This window comes from Nocardia jejuensis NBRC 103114 (assembly GCF_001613145.1).
Lineage (GTDB): Bacteria > Actinomycetota > Actinomycetes > Mycobacteriales > Mycobacteriaceae > Nocardia > Nocardia jejuensis.
In genome coordinates, this window is sequence record NZ_BDBU01000056.1 from 20,594 (window position 1) to 34,606 (window position 14,013).

Annotated in this window: 14 protein-coding genes; 9 read left to right on the forward strand and 5 right to left on the reverse strand. The window is 68.4% G+C overall.

All coding sequences use genetic code 11. From position 1 onward, the window contains the following. The first annotated feature begins 1 nt into the window (after position 1). The 3 genes from NJ1_RS33860 to menE all read left to right on the forward strand — a co-directional run bounded on the left by NJ1_RS33860 (position 2) and on the right by menE (position 1,910). On the forward strand, positions 2 to 271 hold the full coding sequence (locus NJ1_RS33860) for a hypothetical protein (protein ID WP_067703089.1): 270 nt from the start codon (positions 2 to 4) through the stop codon (positions 269 to 271). Positions 272 to 314: 43 nt separating this feature from the next. Beyond that, positions 315 to 668: a DUF3349 domain-containing protein gene (locus tag NJ1_RS33865; protein ID WP_067703092.1), complete on the forward strand. Its 354-nt coding sequence runs from the start codon at positions 315 to 317 to the stop codon at positions 666 to 668. Positions 669 to 773: 105 nt separating this feature from the next. Then, positions 774 to 1,910, forward strand: a complete 1,137-nt coding sequence (gene menE / locus NJ1_RS33870; RefSeq protein WP_067703094.1) for an o-succinylbenzoate--CoA ligase — start codon at positions 774 to 776, stop codon at positions 1,908 to 1,910. 12 nt (positions 1,911 to 1,922) lie between these two features. Here menE and NJ1_RS33875 read toward each other — a convergent pair whose 3' ends face one another. Further along, a complete protein-coding gene (locus NJ1_RS33875; protein WP_067703097.1) occupies positions 1,923 to 2,996 on the reverse strand; it encodes an alpha/beta hydrolase in 1,074 nt (357 codons plus the stop codon). Between the two features lie 97 nt (positions 2,997 to 3,093). Here NJ1_RS33875 and NJ1_RS33880 point away from each other — a divergent pair, with 97 nt between their 5' ends. The 3 genes from NJ1_RS33880 to NJ1_RS33890 all read left to right on the forward strand — a co-directional run bounded on the left by NJ1_RS33880 (position 3,094) and on the right by NJ1_RS33890 (position 5,781). After that, positions 3,094 to 3,849, forward strand: a complete 756-nt coding sequence (locus NJ1_RS33880; RefSeq protein ID WP_067703100.1) for a TetR/AcrR family transcriptional regulator — start codon at positions 3,094 to 3,096, stop codon at positions 3,847 to 3,849. Between the two features lie 88 nt (positions 3,850 to 3,937). After that, positions 3,938 to 4,945: an ATP-binding cassette domain-containing protein gene (locus NJ1_RS33885; RefSeq protein WP_067703102.1), complete on the forward strand. Its 1,008-nt coding sequence runs from the start codon at positions 3,938 to 3,940 to the stop codon at positions 4,943 to 4,945. Further along, positions 4,942 to 5,781, forward strand: a complete 840-nt coding sequence (locus NJ1_RS33890) for an ABC transporter permease (protein ID WP_067703105.1) — start codon at positions 4,942 to 4,944, stop codon at positions 5,779 to 5,781. The genes NJ1_RS33885 and NJ1_RS33890 overlap by 4 nt, the downstream gene beginning before the upstream one ends. A gap of 196 nt (positions 5,782 to 5,977) precedes the next feature. Here NJ1_RS33890 and NJ1_RS33895 read toward each other — a convergent pair whose 3' ends face one another. After that, positions 5,978 to 9,982, reverse strand: a complete 4,005-nt coding sequence (locus NJ1_RS33895; protein WP_245717700.1) for an AfsR/SARP family transcriptional regulator — start codon at positions 9,980 to 9,982, stop codon at positions 5,978 to 5,980. Positions 9,983 to 10,194: 212 nt separating this feature from the next. On the opposite strand from NJ1_RS33895, the gene NJ1_RS33900 reads away from it, so the two are divergent. Further along, positions 10,195 to 10,650, forward strand: coding sequence for an SRPBCC family protein (locus NJ1_RS33900; protein ID WP_067703180.1), 456 nt, complete (start codon positions 10,195 to 10,197; stop codon positions 10,648 to 10,650). Between the two features lie 39 nt (positions 10,651 to 10,689). Then, positions 10,690 to 11,559 carry a 1,4-dihydroxy-2-naphthoate polyprenyltransferase gene (locus tag NJ1_RS33905; RefSeq protein WP_067703110.1) on the forward strand — a complete coding sequence of 290 codons (870 nt, stop codon included), beginning with the start codon at positions 10,690 to 10,692 and terminating at the stop codon, positions 11,557 to 11,559. 80 nt (positions 11,560 to 11,639) lie between these two features. Here NJ1_RS33905 and NJ1_RS33910 read toward each other — a convergent pair whose 3' ends face one another. The 3 genes from NJ1_RS33910 to NJ1_RS33920 all read right to left on the reverse strand — a co-directional run bounded on the left by NJ1_RS33910 (position 11,640) and on the right by NJ1_RS33920 (position 12,914). Then, on the reverse strand, positions 11,640 to 12,026 hold the full coding sequence (locus NJ1_RS33910) for a phage holin family protein (RefSeq protein WP_067703183.1): 387 nt from the start codon (positions 12,024 to 12,026) through the stop codon (positions 11,640 to 11,642). Positions 12,027 to 12,105: 79 nt separating this feature from the next. Then, complete coding sequence (locus tag NJ1_RS33915; protein WP_067703113.1) at positions 12,106 to 12,693, reverse strand: Clp protease N-terminal domain-containing protein; 588 nt, start codon at positions 12,691 to 12,693, stop codon at positions 12,106 to 12,108. Then, complete coding sequence (locus tag NJ1_RS33920) at positions 12,693 to 12,914, reverse strand: HTH domain-containing protein (protein WP_067703115.1); 222 nt, start codon at positions 12,912 to 12,914, stop codon at positions 12,693 to 12,695. Before NJ1_RS33920 ends, NJ1_RS33915 begins: the two co-directional genes overlap by 1 nt. A gap of 219 nt (positions 12,915 to 13,133) precedes the next feature. Between NJ1_RS33920 and NJ1_RS33925 the strand changes: the two genes are divergently transcribed. Next, the gene (locus tag NJ1_RS33925; RefSeq protein ID WP_067703117.1) at positions 13,134 to 13,988 is read left to right on the forward strand and encodes a helix-turn-helix domain-containing protein; all 855 of its coding nucleotides are present in this window, start codon (positions 13,134 to 13,136) and stop codon (positions 13,986 to 13,988) included. The last annotated feature ends 25 nt before the right edge of the window (positions 13,989 to 14,013 follow it).

The following is a 14,013-nucleotide window of genomic DNA, read 5'->3' on the forward strand; positions in this document are numbered from 1 at the left end:
GATGCACACATTCCTGTCCAACCTGTCCGATCTATGGCAGGTCACCCTGGCCGCCCTGGTCTTCGGCGCGGGTCTGCCGACGGTGTTCGCCGTCGGCATCCGCTACCGCGCGGTCGTGGACGACGGCGCGACCGGCTCCACCCGCCAGGTCGCGCGGGCCGTGTCCGCGCTGTGCTTCGCGGTGGTCATGATCGCGGTGGTGGTCGGTGTGCTGTTCATCGCACGCAACTTCCTCGCCACCCGATTGGGAATCCATCTGCTCGGCGCGTGACAATGCTTGATCTCCGTCGCGCCGCCGGAACGAAAGGACGCTCGTGAGCACCCCCGAACAGCCGAACACCGAATCCGCGGCCGCGCCGCAAGAGCCCGTCAATGTGCTGCAGAAGGTGCTGGCCTGGCTCAAAGCCGGATATCCGCAGGGCATTCCGCAGTCCGACTACGTGGCGCTGCTCGCGGTTCTGCACCGCCGCCTCACCGATTACGAGGTGCATCTGGTGGTGCAGGAGCTGGTGCGTGAGCGGGTCGCCACCGACGATATCGAGCGCACCGACATCGAGGCGGCGATCGCCCGAGTTGCCAAGGAACAGCCTGGCGAGGACGATATCGCTCGGGTGGCTTCCCGGCTGGCAGCCGGCGGATGGCCGCTGGCGACACCGACGTCCGACTGACCGACTTGACCACCGTTGCAGGGCGGATGCGGACCCCGTGGGTGCGCCGCCGTCCCCCGACATGACACGATCGCGAACGTGAGCAATAGCCTCCGAATTCTCCCCATGCCGACCGGCGCATCGGTAGGCGACGTATTGCCGCACCTTCGAGAAGCCTTGGAGGGCAACGGCCCGGCCTGGCTTCCGGTTCCGACCGCGGACCGGCGCGAAGCGCAACGGCTGAGCAGTTCGCTGCGGCCCGGCGAAGAGATCGACGACGAGGTGGCCCTGGTGGTCACCACCTCCGGCACCACCGGCCAGCCCAAGGGCGCGATGCTGTCCGCCGCGGCCCTGCAGGCCAGCGGTGACGCCACCCACGAGCGACTGGGCGGTCCCGGCCAGTGGCTGCTGGCGTTGCCGACCCATCACATCGCGGGCATCCAGGTGCTGTTGCGCAGCATTCTCTCGGGCACCGAACCGGCCGTGCTCGACGTCTCGGACGGCTTCCTGCCCGAGGCGCTCGCGGGCGCGGTGGCCGGGATGACCGGGCAGCGCCGCTACACCTCGCTGGTGCCGACCCAACTCATCAAGGCCCTGGACGAACCGGCCGCCACCGCCGCCCTGGCCACCCTGGACGCGGTCCTGGTCGGCGGCGCGGCCACCCCGCAGCCGGTGCTGCAGCGCGCCCGCGCGGCCGGGATCACCGTGTTCCGCACCTACGGCATGAGCGAGACCTGCGGCGGCTGCGTGTACGAGGGTATTCCGCTGACCGGCACCGAGGTTCGGATCGAGGACGGGCGGGTGCTGCTGGGCGGCGCGACCGTCGCCAAGGGCTACCGCAATATGCCCGACCATCCCGCCTTCGCGGAACCCGGCTGGTTCCGCACCGAGGACGCCGGGCACTTCGAGGACGGCGTGCTGCGCGTCACGGGCCGCCTCGACGACGCCATCATGACCGGCGGCCTGCTCGTCATCCCGCAGGTGGTCGAGGCCGTGCTGATCACCCATCCCGGGGTCTCGGAGGTCGTGGTGCTCGGCCTGCCCGACGAACGCCTGGGCCAGCGCGTGGTCACCGCCATCGTCCCGGCCCGCGGCGCCACTCCCCCCACCCTCGACGAACTGCGTGAACACGTGGTCGCCGAACTCGACGCCATCGCCGCCCCCCGCGAACTGGCCGTCCTGGACGAACTCCCACTGCGCGGCCCCGGCAAACCCGACCGCGCCAAACTCCGCGCCCACCTGCTCGCCGCCTCCCCGCGCTGATTTCGGCGCCCGTCACTCGTCGGCGGTGCGCTGACCGGTGACGACCGGGCGCACCTCGGCGAGCATCAGTTCCAGGAATCGCTCGGGGTGCCGGAACGACGCGAGGTGACCGGCGTCCTCGATCAGGCCGAACCCCTTCACCGGGGCGGTGACGTCGTCGAAGAACCGCCGGGCGGGCTCCACCGGGGTCAAGGCGTCCCGCGCGCCCTGGAAAACGAAGAACGGAATCCGGAACTCGGTGCCCTCGGCCCATTCGTCGATGTGGGTCGAGGGCGGTCCGATCTGCTCGCAGTAGCTCTGGCCCCGCATGCCGTCCCGCAGTTCCCGCAGGGAGTGCAGCGGTGAGAACCACAGCGAGGGCAGCACCACCGTTTTCAGGGTGTGCATGATCAACGGGTCGGTGCTGAAGACCAGCTTGTTGAATTTCGCGAGTTGCGCTGCCGTCCAACCGGTCCGGTCCGCGCCCATGGCGGTGATCTCGGCGAGTTCCTTGCGTTTTCCCTTCTCCGACAGCGTGTTCACGAGGGCGTGATAGGCCGCGTTCTCGCGCCCGCCCGCGTTGATGTTCTGATCGGTGCCCACGTACGCGGAGAAGAGTTCGGGATGACTGCGAGCCAGCCGCAGTCCGATCAGGGACCCGAAGGAATTCGCGACCAGCACCACCTGCCCCACGCCGATCCGCTCGCGCACCTGCTGGACGAGCTCGAGCGAATCCCGTTGCAGCTGTTCCAGACTCATCTCCCCCTGCCGATCCGGTCCGCCGCGCCCGAAGGTCTTGCCGGTGCCGCGCATATCCCAGCGCACGATCGTGAAGTGCCGCTCCCACTCTCGGGTGTACGGAGTGAAGGCCAGATTGGAAGCACCTGGGCCGCCGTGTATCTCGACCACGACCGGGTTGCTCAGGTCCTCGCCGCGAATCTGGACCCACTGCTCGACACCGCCGATGCGCACGAAGCCGGATTCGTCGATGCCGTTCGGTGTGGTGATGCGCAGCCGCTTCGCGGCGGAGGTGCGACGCAGCCGGCGGTGGCCCAGCGCACCGGCGACGGGAGTGACCAGAGCGAGTGCGGCGAGAGTGACGATCATTGCTTCATTCCTAAACTGTTTGTGACGTAAACAATGGATTTAAGGTATAAACAGTTTCAGAACTTGTCAACCTGTCGACAGCGGACGGTGAGGAACCATGGCGAAGGCCGAAGGCACGACGACTCGGGCGGACACCGGAAAACCCCGCGACCTGCGCGCGAGTCTCGCCCTGCTGTGGGGCGAACAGGAGCAGCCCACCCGTGGCCCCAAACCCAGCCTCACCCCCGCGCGCATCGCGGAGACCGCCGTGGCACTCGCCGATGCCGAGGGCTTGGACGCCGTCTCGATGAACAAGGTCGCGGCGGCGTTCGGCGTCTCCGGCATGGCCCTGTATCGGTACGTACCCGGCAAGACCGAGCTGGTCGGGTTGATGGTGGAGGCCGTCTCGGGCGAAGGTCCGGACCTCTCGCGAGCGAGTGCGCAGTGGCGACCGCGACTCGTCGAATGGTCACGGCAGTTGTGGGCGAGCTACCAGGCGCATCCTTGGCTGCTGGCCGCCACGGCCATGCGCCGCCAGGCCATGGGACCGGCCCAGCTGACCTGGCTGGATACCGCGCTGGCCGCGCTGGAACCGACCGGGCTCACCGCGCCGCAGCGGCATCAGGTGTTCCTGCTGCTGATTGGGCATGTCCGCACTCTGGCCCAGCAGTCCGCCGACTTCGACGTCGAGCACGAGCGCGAATGGGGTGCGCTCACCGGTGAGCTGCTCGCCCGGCACTCCGATCGGTTTCCGGCCCTGACCAGGGCGATGGGCGACGGGGCGTTCGGGGCCGGGGAGATCGATCAGTTCCGATTCGGGATCGATCGCATCCTCGACGGAGTGCAGGTGCTGATCGGCGAACCCGGCGATTGACCGGCCGCAAGGGGTCGGATGGGACGCTTGCGTACCCGCGCAATAGCGGTGCAAGGGCCGTGTAAGGCACGGGACGCACAGTTCTCCCATGACTTCTTACACACCTGCTGAACCACTCGCCATCGAGGCGGAGGGGTTGGTCAAGGTCTTCGGGGAGCAGCGGGCCGTCGACGGCGTCAGCCTCGCGGTTCCGCGGGGGGCTGTCTACGGCGTGCTCGGCCCCAACGGCGCCGGCAAGACCACGACCATCCGCATGCTCGCCACCCTGCTGCGACCGGACGGCGGCAGCGCCCGCATCTTCGGCCGCGACGTCCTGACCGAACCGACCGCGGTGCGCTCGCTGATCGGCGTCACGGGGCAGTACGCCTCGGTCGACGAAAAGCTCACGGCCACCGAGAATCTCGTCATCTTCTCCCGGCTGCTCGGGCTCTCCAAGAGCGATGCCCGCCGTAAGTCGGCGGAGCTGCTCGAGGAGTTCGGACTGACCGAGGCCGCCGCCAAGCCACTGGAGAACTTCTCCGGAGGCATGCGCCGCCGCCTCGATCTGGCCGCCAGCCTGATCGCCCGGCCGCCGCTGCTGTTCCTGGACGAGCCCACCACCGGCCTGGACCCGCGCACCCGCTCGCAGATGTGGGACACCATCCGGCGACTGGTCCGCGAGGGATCCACCGTCATGCTCACCACGCAGTACCTGGACGAGGCCGACCAGCTGGCCGACCGGATCGCGGTCATCGACCGCGGCAAGGTCATCGCCGACGGCACCTCGAACGAACTCAAGGCATCCGTGGGCCTCTCGGCCCTGCAGCTGACCCTGACGGACCGGGATCGCATCGACGAGGCGCGAATCCTGGTGAGCGAGTTCCTCTCCCGCGCCGAAGGCAAGATCGTCGACGCGACCATCAGTCCCGAGGCCGGGCGGATCACCGCACCGCTGCCCGACCCCTCCATCACCACCGACATCCTGATCCGGTTGCGCGAGAACGACATCCGGGTCGACGAGATCAACGTCGCCAAGCCGAGCCTCGACGAAGTGTTCTTCGCACTCACCGGGCACGCCGCCGAGGACGACACCGACACCGAAGAGAGCGCGGCATGACCACCACACTCACCGCTCCCGGGAAGCACGCGGCCGTCGCCACGGCGCCCATTCCCGAAGTCAGCAACCACATTCCGTTCAAGCAGACCGTCGCGAACTCGCTCACCATGGCGTACCGCGGCATCCTGAAGATCAAGCACAATCCCGAGCAGCTGTTCGACGTCACCGTGCAGCCGATCCTGTTCACCGCCCTGTTCGCCTACATCTTCGGCGGATCCATCGGCGGCAACGTGCACGACTACCTGCCCATCCTGATCCCCGGCATCCTGGTGCAGACCGTGGTGCTGACCTCCGTGGTCACCGGCACGCAGCTGCGCGAGGACATGGACAAGGGCGTGTTCGACCGCTTCAAATCCCTTCCCATCGCCCGCATCTCGGCACTGGCCGGAGCCCTGATCGCCGATATGGTGCGCTACGGCCTTGCCACCGTCCTGACCATCACCATGGGTCTGATCCTGGGTTACCGCCCGGCCGGCGGCGCACTGGCGGTCCTGGTGGCCGGCCTGGTGGTCGTGTTCTGCTCGTTCGCGGTCAGCTGGATCTGGGCGCTGATCGGCATCACCGGCAAGAGCGCACCCGCCGTGCAAGGCATGTCCATGATGATCATGTTCCCGCTGACCTTCATGTCCGGCGCGTTCGCACCGGTGTCCACCATGCCGGGCTGGCTGCAGGGCATCAACAAGGCCAACCCGATCTACTACATGGTCGAGACCGCCCGTGAACTGATGAACGGCAACGTGTACAGCTCCAACCTGCTGTACTCGATCGTCGGCTCGCTCGCCGTCATCGCGATCTTCGCGCCACTCGCGGTGCGGGCCTACATGCGCCGCGCCTGAGCACTATCGCCGCGGAGCACTCCGCGGCACCCGAATACCGGACGCCCGCTCACCGATTCACGGTGAGCGGGCGTTCTCGCGTGCGGGGGGCCTTCGCTGTCGCGGGGCGGGTGATCAACCGTGGCGCGCGACTCACCGATCGCGCACCGACGATCGATCATCGCGGCGCATCATCACTCGGCGCCGATGACCGGGATCAGTCGTGGCCCGATATCTGCGCGAGCAGTGCCATGATTCGCTCGGCGGCCTTGCGGCGACCGCGCTGGGTACCGGATCGCAGAACGGCGTCCATCCGGTCGTCGCCGACGGTGGATCGGTGCAGGTCGATGTGGAGGTCCATGCGCATGGACGGATAGTCCTGGCGGGCATGGGTTCTCGGGGCGAGTGCCAGCAGTTCCAGGGCCTGGTCGATGTCCTGGCCGGTGGCCAGGCGCTGGGAGGCGACGGCGCAGCCCACGGAACCGATCTGCGGGAGATCCCAGTACTGCATCAGGCGCGGCAGGGCGTGTTCGATCAGCTGGGCGACCAGGACTTCGGCTTCGCTTGCGCGAGAATGCAAGACAAAGGCATCGATCACCGCGGAGACCAGGACGAGGTCGCCGGGACCGGGCGCGCCCATGGCGCGCGGCCAGTCCAAGAGGGTGAGCATCTGCCCGAAGCGGCGCAGGCCGCCGTCGATATCGCCTTCCGCGAGTTCGATTTCCGCGAGCGCGCCCACCACCATGGCGCGACGGGGGTTGGGCTCGGTCATCGAATAGTCGGCCGACGGAACGAGGCCGACGACCCCCATGTTCGGTTCCAGCTCCCGGCGCGCCTGCTCGAGTTCGCCGATGCCCGCCAGCGACAGGGCGAGATAGCTGCGCATCTCGATGCCCTCCTCGTAGGCGCGCAACCGGTTCATCAGGTCCGCGGCCCGCCGGTAGTAGCCGACCGACTCGGCGTATCGCGCGGACTGCCCGTACATGCCGCCGAGATGCTGGCAGACCATGGCGGTGCCCCAGGTGTCCTGTGCCGCACCGGATTCCAGCGCCCGGGCGGCATCGCGAATGGACCCGTGTACGTCACCCGCGTTCTCGCGCAGGTTGGCGCGCGCCAGGTAGGCCGTGACCCGGATGCTCTGATCCGCCGAGGCGACTCCGTCCGCCAGGGCCCGCGCCAGTCGCATCCCGTGGCCGCCGGCCTGTGTCGGAATGGTGGCCAGCTCACCGAGATATCGGAAGGTGGGGGTGAGCGGCACGCCGGAGGACAGCAATTGCCGGATCCGGAAACGCACGGCGGCCGCGCCGCGAAGCCCGCTACTCATGTACATCATGTGCAGACCCAGCATCAGCTGACCGAACATCTGCAGGTCGGCCAGCTCGGGCTCCTGCGGCCCCAGCCAAACCGGCAGCGCCCCCAGCCGCGGAGCCCAGCTCAGGAACTCCATGTGCGCGCCGCGCATCACCCACAGTCCGCCGAGCGTCGGGTAGACCGCGTTCACGGTGATCAGGTCGTCGTTGTCGAGGGCGTAGCGCAGGACCGCGAGCAGGTTGTCGACCTCGGCCGCTATGGAGAACACCACCTGCAGTTGCGCCTCGGTCGGGTACCGCCGCGCGACATCGATGACGAAAGCCCTGGCCCACAACGACATCCGGCCCATCACCAGATCGGCCTCGCCGGTGAGCGCCAACTGCTCCTCACCGAATTCGCGCACCGTCTCCAGCATCCGGTAACGGGTGCTGTCGTCCTCGGCGGCGTCGTCGGCCAGCACCGTCAGCAGCGACTGGCCCACCAGCCCGTCGACAGCCGTTGCGGCATCCAGCATGTCGGGCCCGGCGACGACGGCCTCGGCCGCCTCCAAGGTGAATCCCGCCGGGAACCGGCACAATCGGCGCAGTGCGATGCGCTGCTGCTCATCGAGCAGATTCCAGCTCCAGTCGATGACCGCGTGCAGGGTGCGGTGCCGCTGCGGTGAACTCCGATCTCCGCTGCGCAACAGGGTGAATCGGCGATCCAGCCGCGATTCGATCTCCTCCACGCTCATGGTGCGCACCCGCGCCGCGGCGAGTTCGATGGCCAGTGGCAGTCCGTCGAGGGTGCGGCACAATCGCACCACCACCTCCTGGTCCAGCCGCACCGACGGCCGTACCGCACGGGCGCGGGCGGCGAACAGATCGGTGGCGGGCGATCCCGCGCCGTCGATCGTCAACGGCGGCAACGGATAGACGACCTCCGCGGTGATCTCCAGGGGCGCGCGGCTCGTGGTGAGCACGGTGAGCTGATCGGTGAAGCCGACCAGGTCGGCCACCACCTCCGCGACGGCGTCGATGAGGTGCTCGCAGTTGTCCAGAATCAGCAGCATGGGCCGGGAGGACAGCGCGTCCCGCAATCGCAGACCGGGTGCGCGGGGGCCCGTGGGTCGCCAGGCATTGGTGTCGCGACTCATCTCGCTGACCCCCAGGGTCGCGGCGATCGCGGCCTCCACTTCGGCACGGGTAGCGGCAATGCCGTCCGGATCGGGTCGCACCGAGGCCAATTCGACCAGCGTCACCGACATCTCGTGTGCGACCCGCGCTCCCAATTCGTTGGCGACGCGGGTCTTTCCGGTTCCGCCGGGACCCAGAACGGTGGTGACCCGCGATGAGCGCAGCAGCGCCTCCAGCGCGTCGAGATCGGCCGCCCGGCCCAGCAGTGGGTTGGGCGCGACCCGCAAACCCACTGCGGCCGTGGCGATCTCGCCGGAGTCCGCATATCCCTCGGACGCGTGCTGAGCGGTCGATGCCATCCGCAACGAGTGCCCCGGAACGTACCCCGCGTGTGCGGCCGGAGCTCCCAGCCGGGAATCATCCTCCGGGCGCTGCGACTCGTCCCGGCCGCGAGCCGACTCGTCGGTCCGCGCGAACCCATCCCTGCCCCCGGGCGCGACAATCGGATATCCGTCACCGGAAATGCCCTGGGCGGCAATATAATTCGAGGCCCGGCGACGCGCACTCTCGGCATCGGTCTCCGCGCCCCGGCGTGGGCCCGCCGACAGCGAATCCGAATCATGATCAGCACCAGCCGACCGCGAATGGGAATTCCCGGACCGTGAATCCGCAACCTCGCCGGGCTCCGCCGACCACGATCGTGTCCCCGCCGACCGCGGATCCTCGGCACCGTCCGACCCCGACCGGGCGCTCGCCGACCGCGACCCCGGGGATCGGCCCGGTTCGGCCGACCACGACTCCGCAGGACTGCCGGGTCCACCCGCCGACGAACCCGGCTCTCCCCGTCGATCGAACCGCGCCTTCACGGGCGCCCCCGGCAGCGGTTCACCGCGCAGTATCGCGGTGTTCAAAGCCACCATCGCGGGCCCCGGATCCGCACCGAGCTGTTCGACCAAGCGGGTACGCAGCGAAGCGAAGACATCCAGTGCCTCAGTGGTGCGGCCCGTGGCGGCGAGCAGGCGCATCAGCGTTCCGTGCGCCGGTTCGGCGAAGGGATCGGCGGCGACCGCGCGGCGAGCCAGCTCGATGGCTCCGCCGAAGTCTCCCACCGCTTCCCGCACGGACAGTTCGAGAGTGTCGAGCGTGCGCCGCTGCTCGGCGGCGAGAGCGGACAATTCGTCCGCGACCGGTCCGGGCGGGAGGTCCGCGGCGGGTTCACCGCGCCACAGTTCCCGCGCGGCGCCCACGAGCGCCAGCGCGGTCGCCCCGTCCCCGGCCTCGTACGCCTGACGCGCCCGCCTCTCCCACTCCTGCGCGAGTGTCAGGTCGACCTGATCGGCGCGCAACAGCAACCGGTACCCCGCCGGGCCGATCTCGAGCACGCCGTCCGGCAGGGCGGACCTTAGTCGCGATACCTGGGTGTGCAGCGCGTTCATCGGCGCGCGCGGCGGATCCTCGCCCCAGACATCGTCGATCAACGCCTGGGCGCTTCGGCTGCGACCAGGGTGAATGGCCAGAGCCGACACCAGCAATCGCGCCCGCGTCCCGGGCACCGGAGTCAGCGCGGCGCGCGTGCGATCCGCGCCGGAGTGGGCGTCGGTGCCACCGCCGATGGCCGAGTTCGCATTCCCGGGCGCCGCGGTGACGGCACCCGCACGCGCCCCGGCGGTGCTCGAATCCGCCGGGAGGGCGCGACGCAGCGCCACCTCACCCAGCAGGGCGACGAGGATCGTGTCGCGCGTGGGCGCGAGCCGGGCGTCTCCGACCATGTCGGTACTGCCTCTGTGCGAATTCATTCCTCGCCAATCGTAGGTGAGCACCGGGGCGAATGCCCGATTCACGGTGGCGCTGTGCCCGACCCGGCCTACCCCATCCATCGACTCCTCCTCGAGACGTTTTCGGCGCCGCGAACACCACCGGAGCGGGGCGGCACGGCGTGTCCGGCGCGGGCCGCAACAGACCGACGCGATTCGCCCGATCCGCGGCGACGGTCGCTTACGCTCAGGCCATGGCCGAATTCGACATTCACCGGGAAACGGTCATCAAGGCCGACCTCGCCCGGCTCCAAGCCCTCATCGACGACTTCCACGAGTGGCCGAAGTGGTCGCCCTGGGAAGACATCGACCCGGCCATGGAACGCACCTACAGCGGCGCCGACCGCGGCATCGGCGCCCGGTACGCCTGGAGCGGCAACCGCAAAGCCGGACGCGGCGATATGGAGATCACCGCGATCACCGACGACGCCATCGGTCTCGAACTGCATTTCGAGAAGCCGTTCAAGGCCAGAAACCAGATCCGCTTCGAGTTCGCCCCACAGGGCGACAGCACCGTCGTGACCTGGCGCATGACCGGTAGGCAAACCGGCCCGATGGCCCTGTTCGGCAAGCTCGTCCCGATGGACCGCCTGGTCGGACCGGACTTCGAGAAGGGCCTGGCGCGATTGAAGGCCGCCGCCGAATCCTGAGCGCGACCGCTCGGCGAGGTGCGCACTAGGCTGCGGAGCATGGCTACAGCAGCACAGTGGATCGAGGGCGCTCGGCCGCGCACTCTGCCGAATGCGATCGCCCCGGTCCTGGCGGGGACCGGCGCCGCCGCCTCGATCGACGGGGCGGTGTGGTGGAAAGCGGTGCTGTGCCTGCTGCTTTCGCTGGCCCTGATCATCGGCGTGAACTTCGCCAACGACTACTCCGACGGCATTCGCGGCACCGATGACGAGCGCGTCGGCCCGCTGCGGCTGGTCGGTTCGAAGCTGGCCACACCCGCCGCCGTGCGCAACGCGGCCATCGGGTGCCTGACCGTGGGCGCGGCGATCGGCCTGGTACTGGTCTTCACCAGCGCCTGGTGGCTGCTGCTGGTCGGCGCGGCCTGCCTGGCCGGCGCCTGGTTCTACACCGGCGGCCGGAACCCCTACGGCTACAGCGGTTTCGGCGAGATCGCGGTCTTCGTGTTCTTCGGCCTGGTGGCCGTGCTCGGCACCGAGTTCGTTCAGGCCGGACGGGTGGAGTGGGCCGGACTGGCCTGCGCGATCGCGGTCGGCTCGTTCTCCAGCGCGGTGCTGGTCACCAATAATCTGCGCGATATCCCGACCGATACCGAATCGGGCAAGACCACGCTGGCCGTGCGACTGGGCGACACCCGCAGCCGCACACTGCATCTGGTGCTGATCGCGGTGCCGTTCGTGGCGACGCTGGCACTGGTCGCCCGCACGCCCTTCGCGCTGGCCGGGTTGATCGCGCTGCCGCTGGCCTTCAAGGCCAACGAACCGGTGCGCACCGGCAAGAACGGGCCGGGACTGATTCCGGCGCTGGCCGGTACGGGCCTGGCGCTGCTGGTCTGGTCGATCGCCACGGGACTGGCGCTGGGGCTGGGCTGACGCCGGGGTGTGGGGGCAGTACCCCCACACCGTCCGGACCGGCCCTCGGCGGCGGCGGACCGCTCGCCGGTGGCGACAGCTCAGTCCTCGTCGGGGACCAGGACGCCCAGCACCCAGTTCACCAGCGTGATGATGATGGCGCCCCAGACCGCGGCCCAGAAACCGTTCACATGCAGCTGGTAGTCGGTGTGCTCGGTGATCTTCGAGGTCAGCCACAGCATGAGCGCGTTGATCACCAGCAGGAACAGACCCAGCGTCAGCACCACCAGTGGCAGCGACAACAGCTTCACCAGGGGCTTCACCAGCGCGTTCACGATCGTGAAGATCACGGTGATCACCGCGATCACGATGAGCTTGTCGGTGGTGGTGGCGGGTTCGTCGGGACCGTGGATGCTGATTCCACCGACCCACACGGACGCGAGCCAGATGGCCACACCGTTGATCAGAAGACGTAGCAGGAGCGTCATGGCTAGATCGTAGATCCAGATCACCCTCGAGGGCGTCCATCACGCGCTCGGCCACCGCGCCCCTCCCCCGGCCCGGCCGTCAGGCCGCGCGATCGAGGTATTTCCCGACGGCGTCACGCAGTTCCCGCTCCGCCGCGTCGTCCCCGATCAGGCCGCGCGTGACCTGGTTCGGTGCGCGCAGAACACCGAGGAGCACGTGCCCGGCCTCGATCCGTTTGTCACCGCGGGTGATCGCCTCGCGCAGGGACAGTTCGAGCACCTTCTTCGCGTCTCGGGTGAACGGAATGTGCCCGAAATTCATGCCTTTCGTGCTCCGGAACCGTCCCCGCCGGGGTTCATCGGCGGGCAGCGCGCGTTCGAGCGCATCCTGCCCGAAGGTGGCCTCCAGACTCTCGCGCACGGCCTCGAGGTCGATGCCGATGGAACGCAGTGCGGCAGCGTCCTCTTCGCCGAGGGGGTCGCCGATTCGGTTGTCGCTCAGGGCGTCCCGGACTCGGTTCGCGGTCAGTCCGTGGTCGGCGAGTACCCGGACCAGTCCGGCGTCGGGGCAGCCGAGCAGCCCCAGCAGCACGTGTTCGACGTCGATGGCGGGGGCGCGGAGTTCGCGCGCCTCCTCCTGGGTCATCACGACGGCGACCTTGGCCGCTTTGTCGAATCGCTCCATCATCAGCGGATACCGCCCTTCCGGTTGTACTTCTGGTGGACCGCCTGCCTGCTGACCTCGAGCGATTCCGCGATGGCCTGCCAGGACCAGCCCTGTTTGCGGGCATTGGCGACCTGGATCGCCTCGAGTCGCTCGAGCAACCGGCGCAGTGCGAGCACCGCGCGGAGCCCGACCCGGGGGTCGGGGCTGCCGGCGGCGGCCGCCAGAGTCGTTGCTTCACTCATGAGCGTCAATTTACGTTGACATTCGACGCTCGTCAACAAAAATTGACACGCCCCGGCCCCGGTTCGCCGCGGGTGAAATTCCACCAAACGGCATACCGATCGGTACGCAATTGCGCGCACCCGCCCCAACTGGACGCCTGATTTGTTGTTGTTTCAAACTATTGAGGCAATCCGGGATACCGCATGCCCCGGCGAGAGAAGTAAGGTCACCCAGCACAGATGAGTGGAGTCCCCACGTTCGGCGAATACATCCGCGAACGCCGCACCACCGCCAACCTGACTCGGCCCCAACTGGCCTGGCTCGCCAATCTCTCCGTCGCCTACCTGACGAAGATCGAGAGCGGGGCGAACCCCTCGCGCCGGGTCATCGAATCCCTCAGCACCGCACTCGCATTGCAGGCGGCGGAGTTCGAGTACGCGCTCATCCTCGCCGAGGGACCGCTCCCGCGCATCGAGGCGGATCATCCCGCCCCCGCCGACCTCGAGTATCTCGAGCTGCTCAACCCCAAGATCGCGGCCTTCGTGTCCGGAACCATGGACATCATCGCGGTCAATGCCGCACACCGGGAGGCGTTCCCACAGCTGGACCCGGGCTGCAACTACATCGAGTGGCTGATGCTCAACCCGGTGTCGCGGACCGTGCTGGTCGACTGGCAGGGCGAGACACGGCAGTCCATCACCTTCTTCCGATTGCTCGTCGCGCGCTACGGCTTCGACGAACGCGTGCGGGAAATCGTCGAGAACTGCCGGGCGAACCCGGAATTCGGGCTGCTGTGGCGCGGGGACTCGGTGACCGACGAGCGCCCGGACCGCACGAAGCTGGTGCGCGACCCGAAGACCCTGGCCATCACGGAGTTGCGGATCACCATGTGGCGCACCTCCTCGAGCCTGCGGTCGTGGATGCTCGCGCTCGGCACGAGCGTCGATCAACCAACGGCGGTCACTCGTCCAGTTGCCCGCGAGAGACCGATTTCGTCAAGGCCCATTAACACTTTTTCGAGCGTGTCCAACCGGACCCCGAGCACGGAAGTGCTTGCTTCGGAACAGAAGTCGACACCGACACCGCCGATTTAGCAAACGGACAGCAAACTAGACGATG

What these genes read in the sequence shown, in the direction of transcription:
- NJ1_RS33860 (WP_067703089.1), top strand. Translation starts at nt 2, where the DNA reads ATGCACACATTCCTGTCCAACCTGTCCGATCTATGGCAGGTCACCCTG.
- NJ1_RS33925 (WP_067703117.1), top strand. Translation starts at nt 13,134, where the DNA reads ATGAGTGGAGTCCCCACGTTCGGCGAATACATCCGCGAACGCCGCACC.
- NJ1_RS33905 (WP_067703110.1), top strand. Translation starts at nt 10,690, where the DNA reads ATGGCTACAGCAGCACAGTGGATCGAGGGCGCTCGGCCGCGCACTCTG.
- NJ1_RS33880 (WP_067703100.1), top strand. Translation starts at nt 3,094, where the DNA reads ATGGCGAAGGCCGAAGGCACGACGACTCGGGCGGACACCGGAAAACCC.
- NJ1_RS33920 (WP_067703115.1), bottom strand. Translation starts at nt 12,914, where the DNA reads ATGAGTGAAGCAACGACTCTGGCGGCCGCCGCCGGCAGCCCCGACCCC.
- NJ1_RS33910 (WP_067703183.1), bottom strand. Translation starts at nt 12,026, where the DNA reads ATGACGCTCCTGCTACGTCTTCTGATCAACGGTGTGGCCATCTGGCTC.
- NJ1_RS33900 (WP_067703180.1), top strand. Translation starts at nt 10,195, where the DNA reads ATGGCCGAATTCGACATTCACCGGGAAACGGTCATCAAGGCCGACCTC.
- NJ1_RS33890 (WP_067703105.1), top strand. Translation starts at nt 4,942, where the DNA reads ATGACCACCACACTCACCGCTCCCGGGAAGCACGCGGCCGTCGCCACG.
- NJ1_RS33885 (WP_067703102.1), top strand. Translation starts at nt 3,938, where the DNA reads ATGACTTCTTACACACCTGCTGAACCACTCGCCATCGAGGCGGAGGGG.
- NJ1_RS33915 (WP_067703113.1), bottom strand. Translation starts at nt 12,693, where the DNA reads ATGATGGAGCGATTCGACAAAGCGGCCAAGGTCGCCGTCGTGATGACC.
- NJ1_RS33875 (WP_067703097.1), bottom strand. Translation starts at nt 2,996, where the DNA reads ATGATCGTCACTCTCGCCGCACTCGCTCTGGTCACTCCCGTCGCCGGT.
- NJ1_RS33895 (WP_245717700.1), bottom strand. Translation starts at nt 9,982, where the DNA reads ATGAATTCGCACAGAGGCAGTACCGACATGGTCGGAGACGCCCGGCTC.
- menE (WP_067703094.1), top strand. Translation starts at nt 774, where the DNA reads ATGCCGACCGGCGCATCGGTAGGCGACGTATTGCCGCACCTTCGAGAA.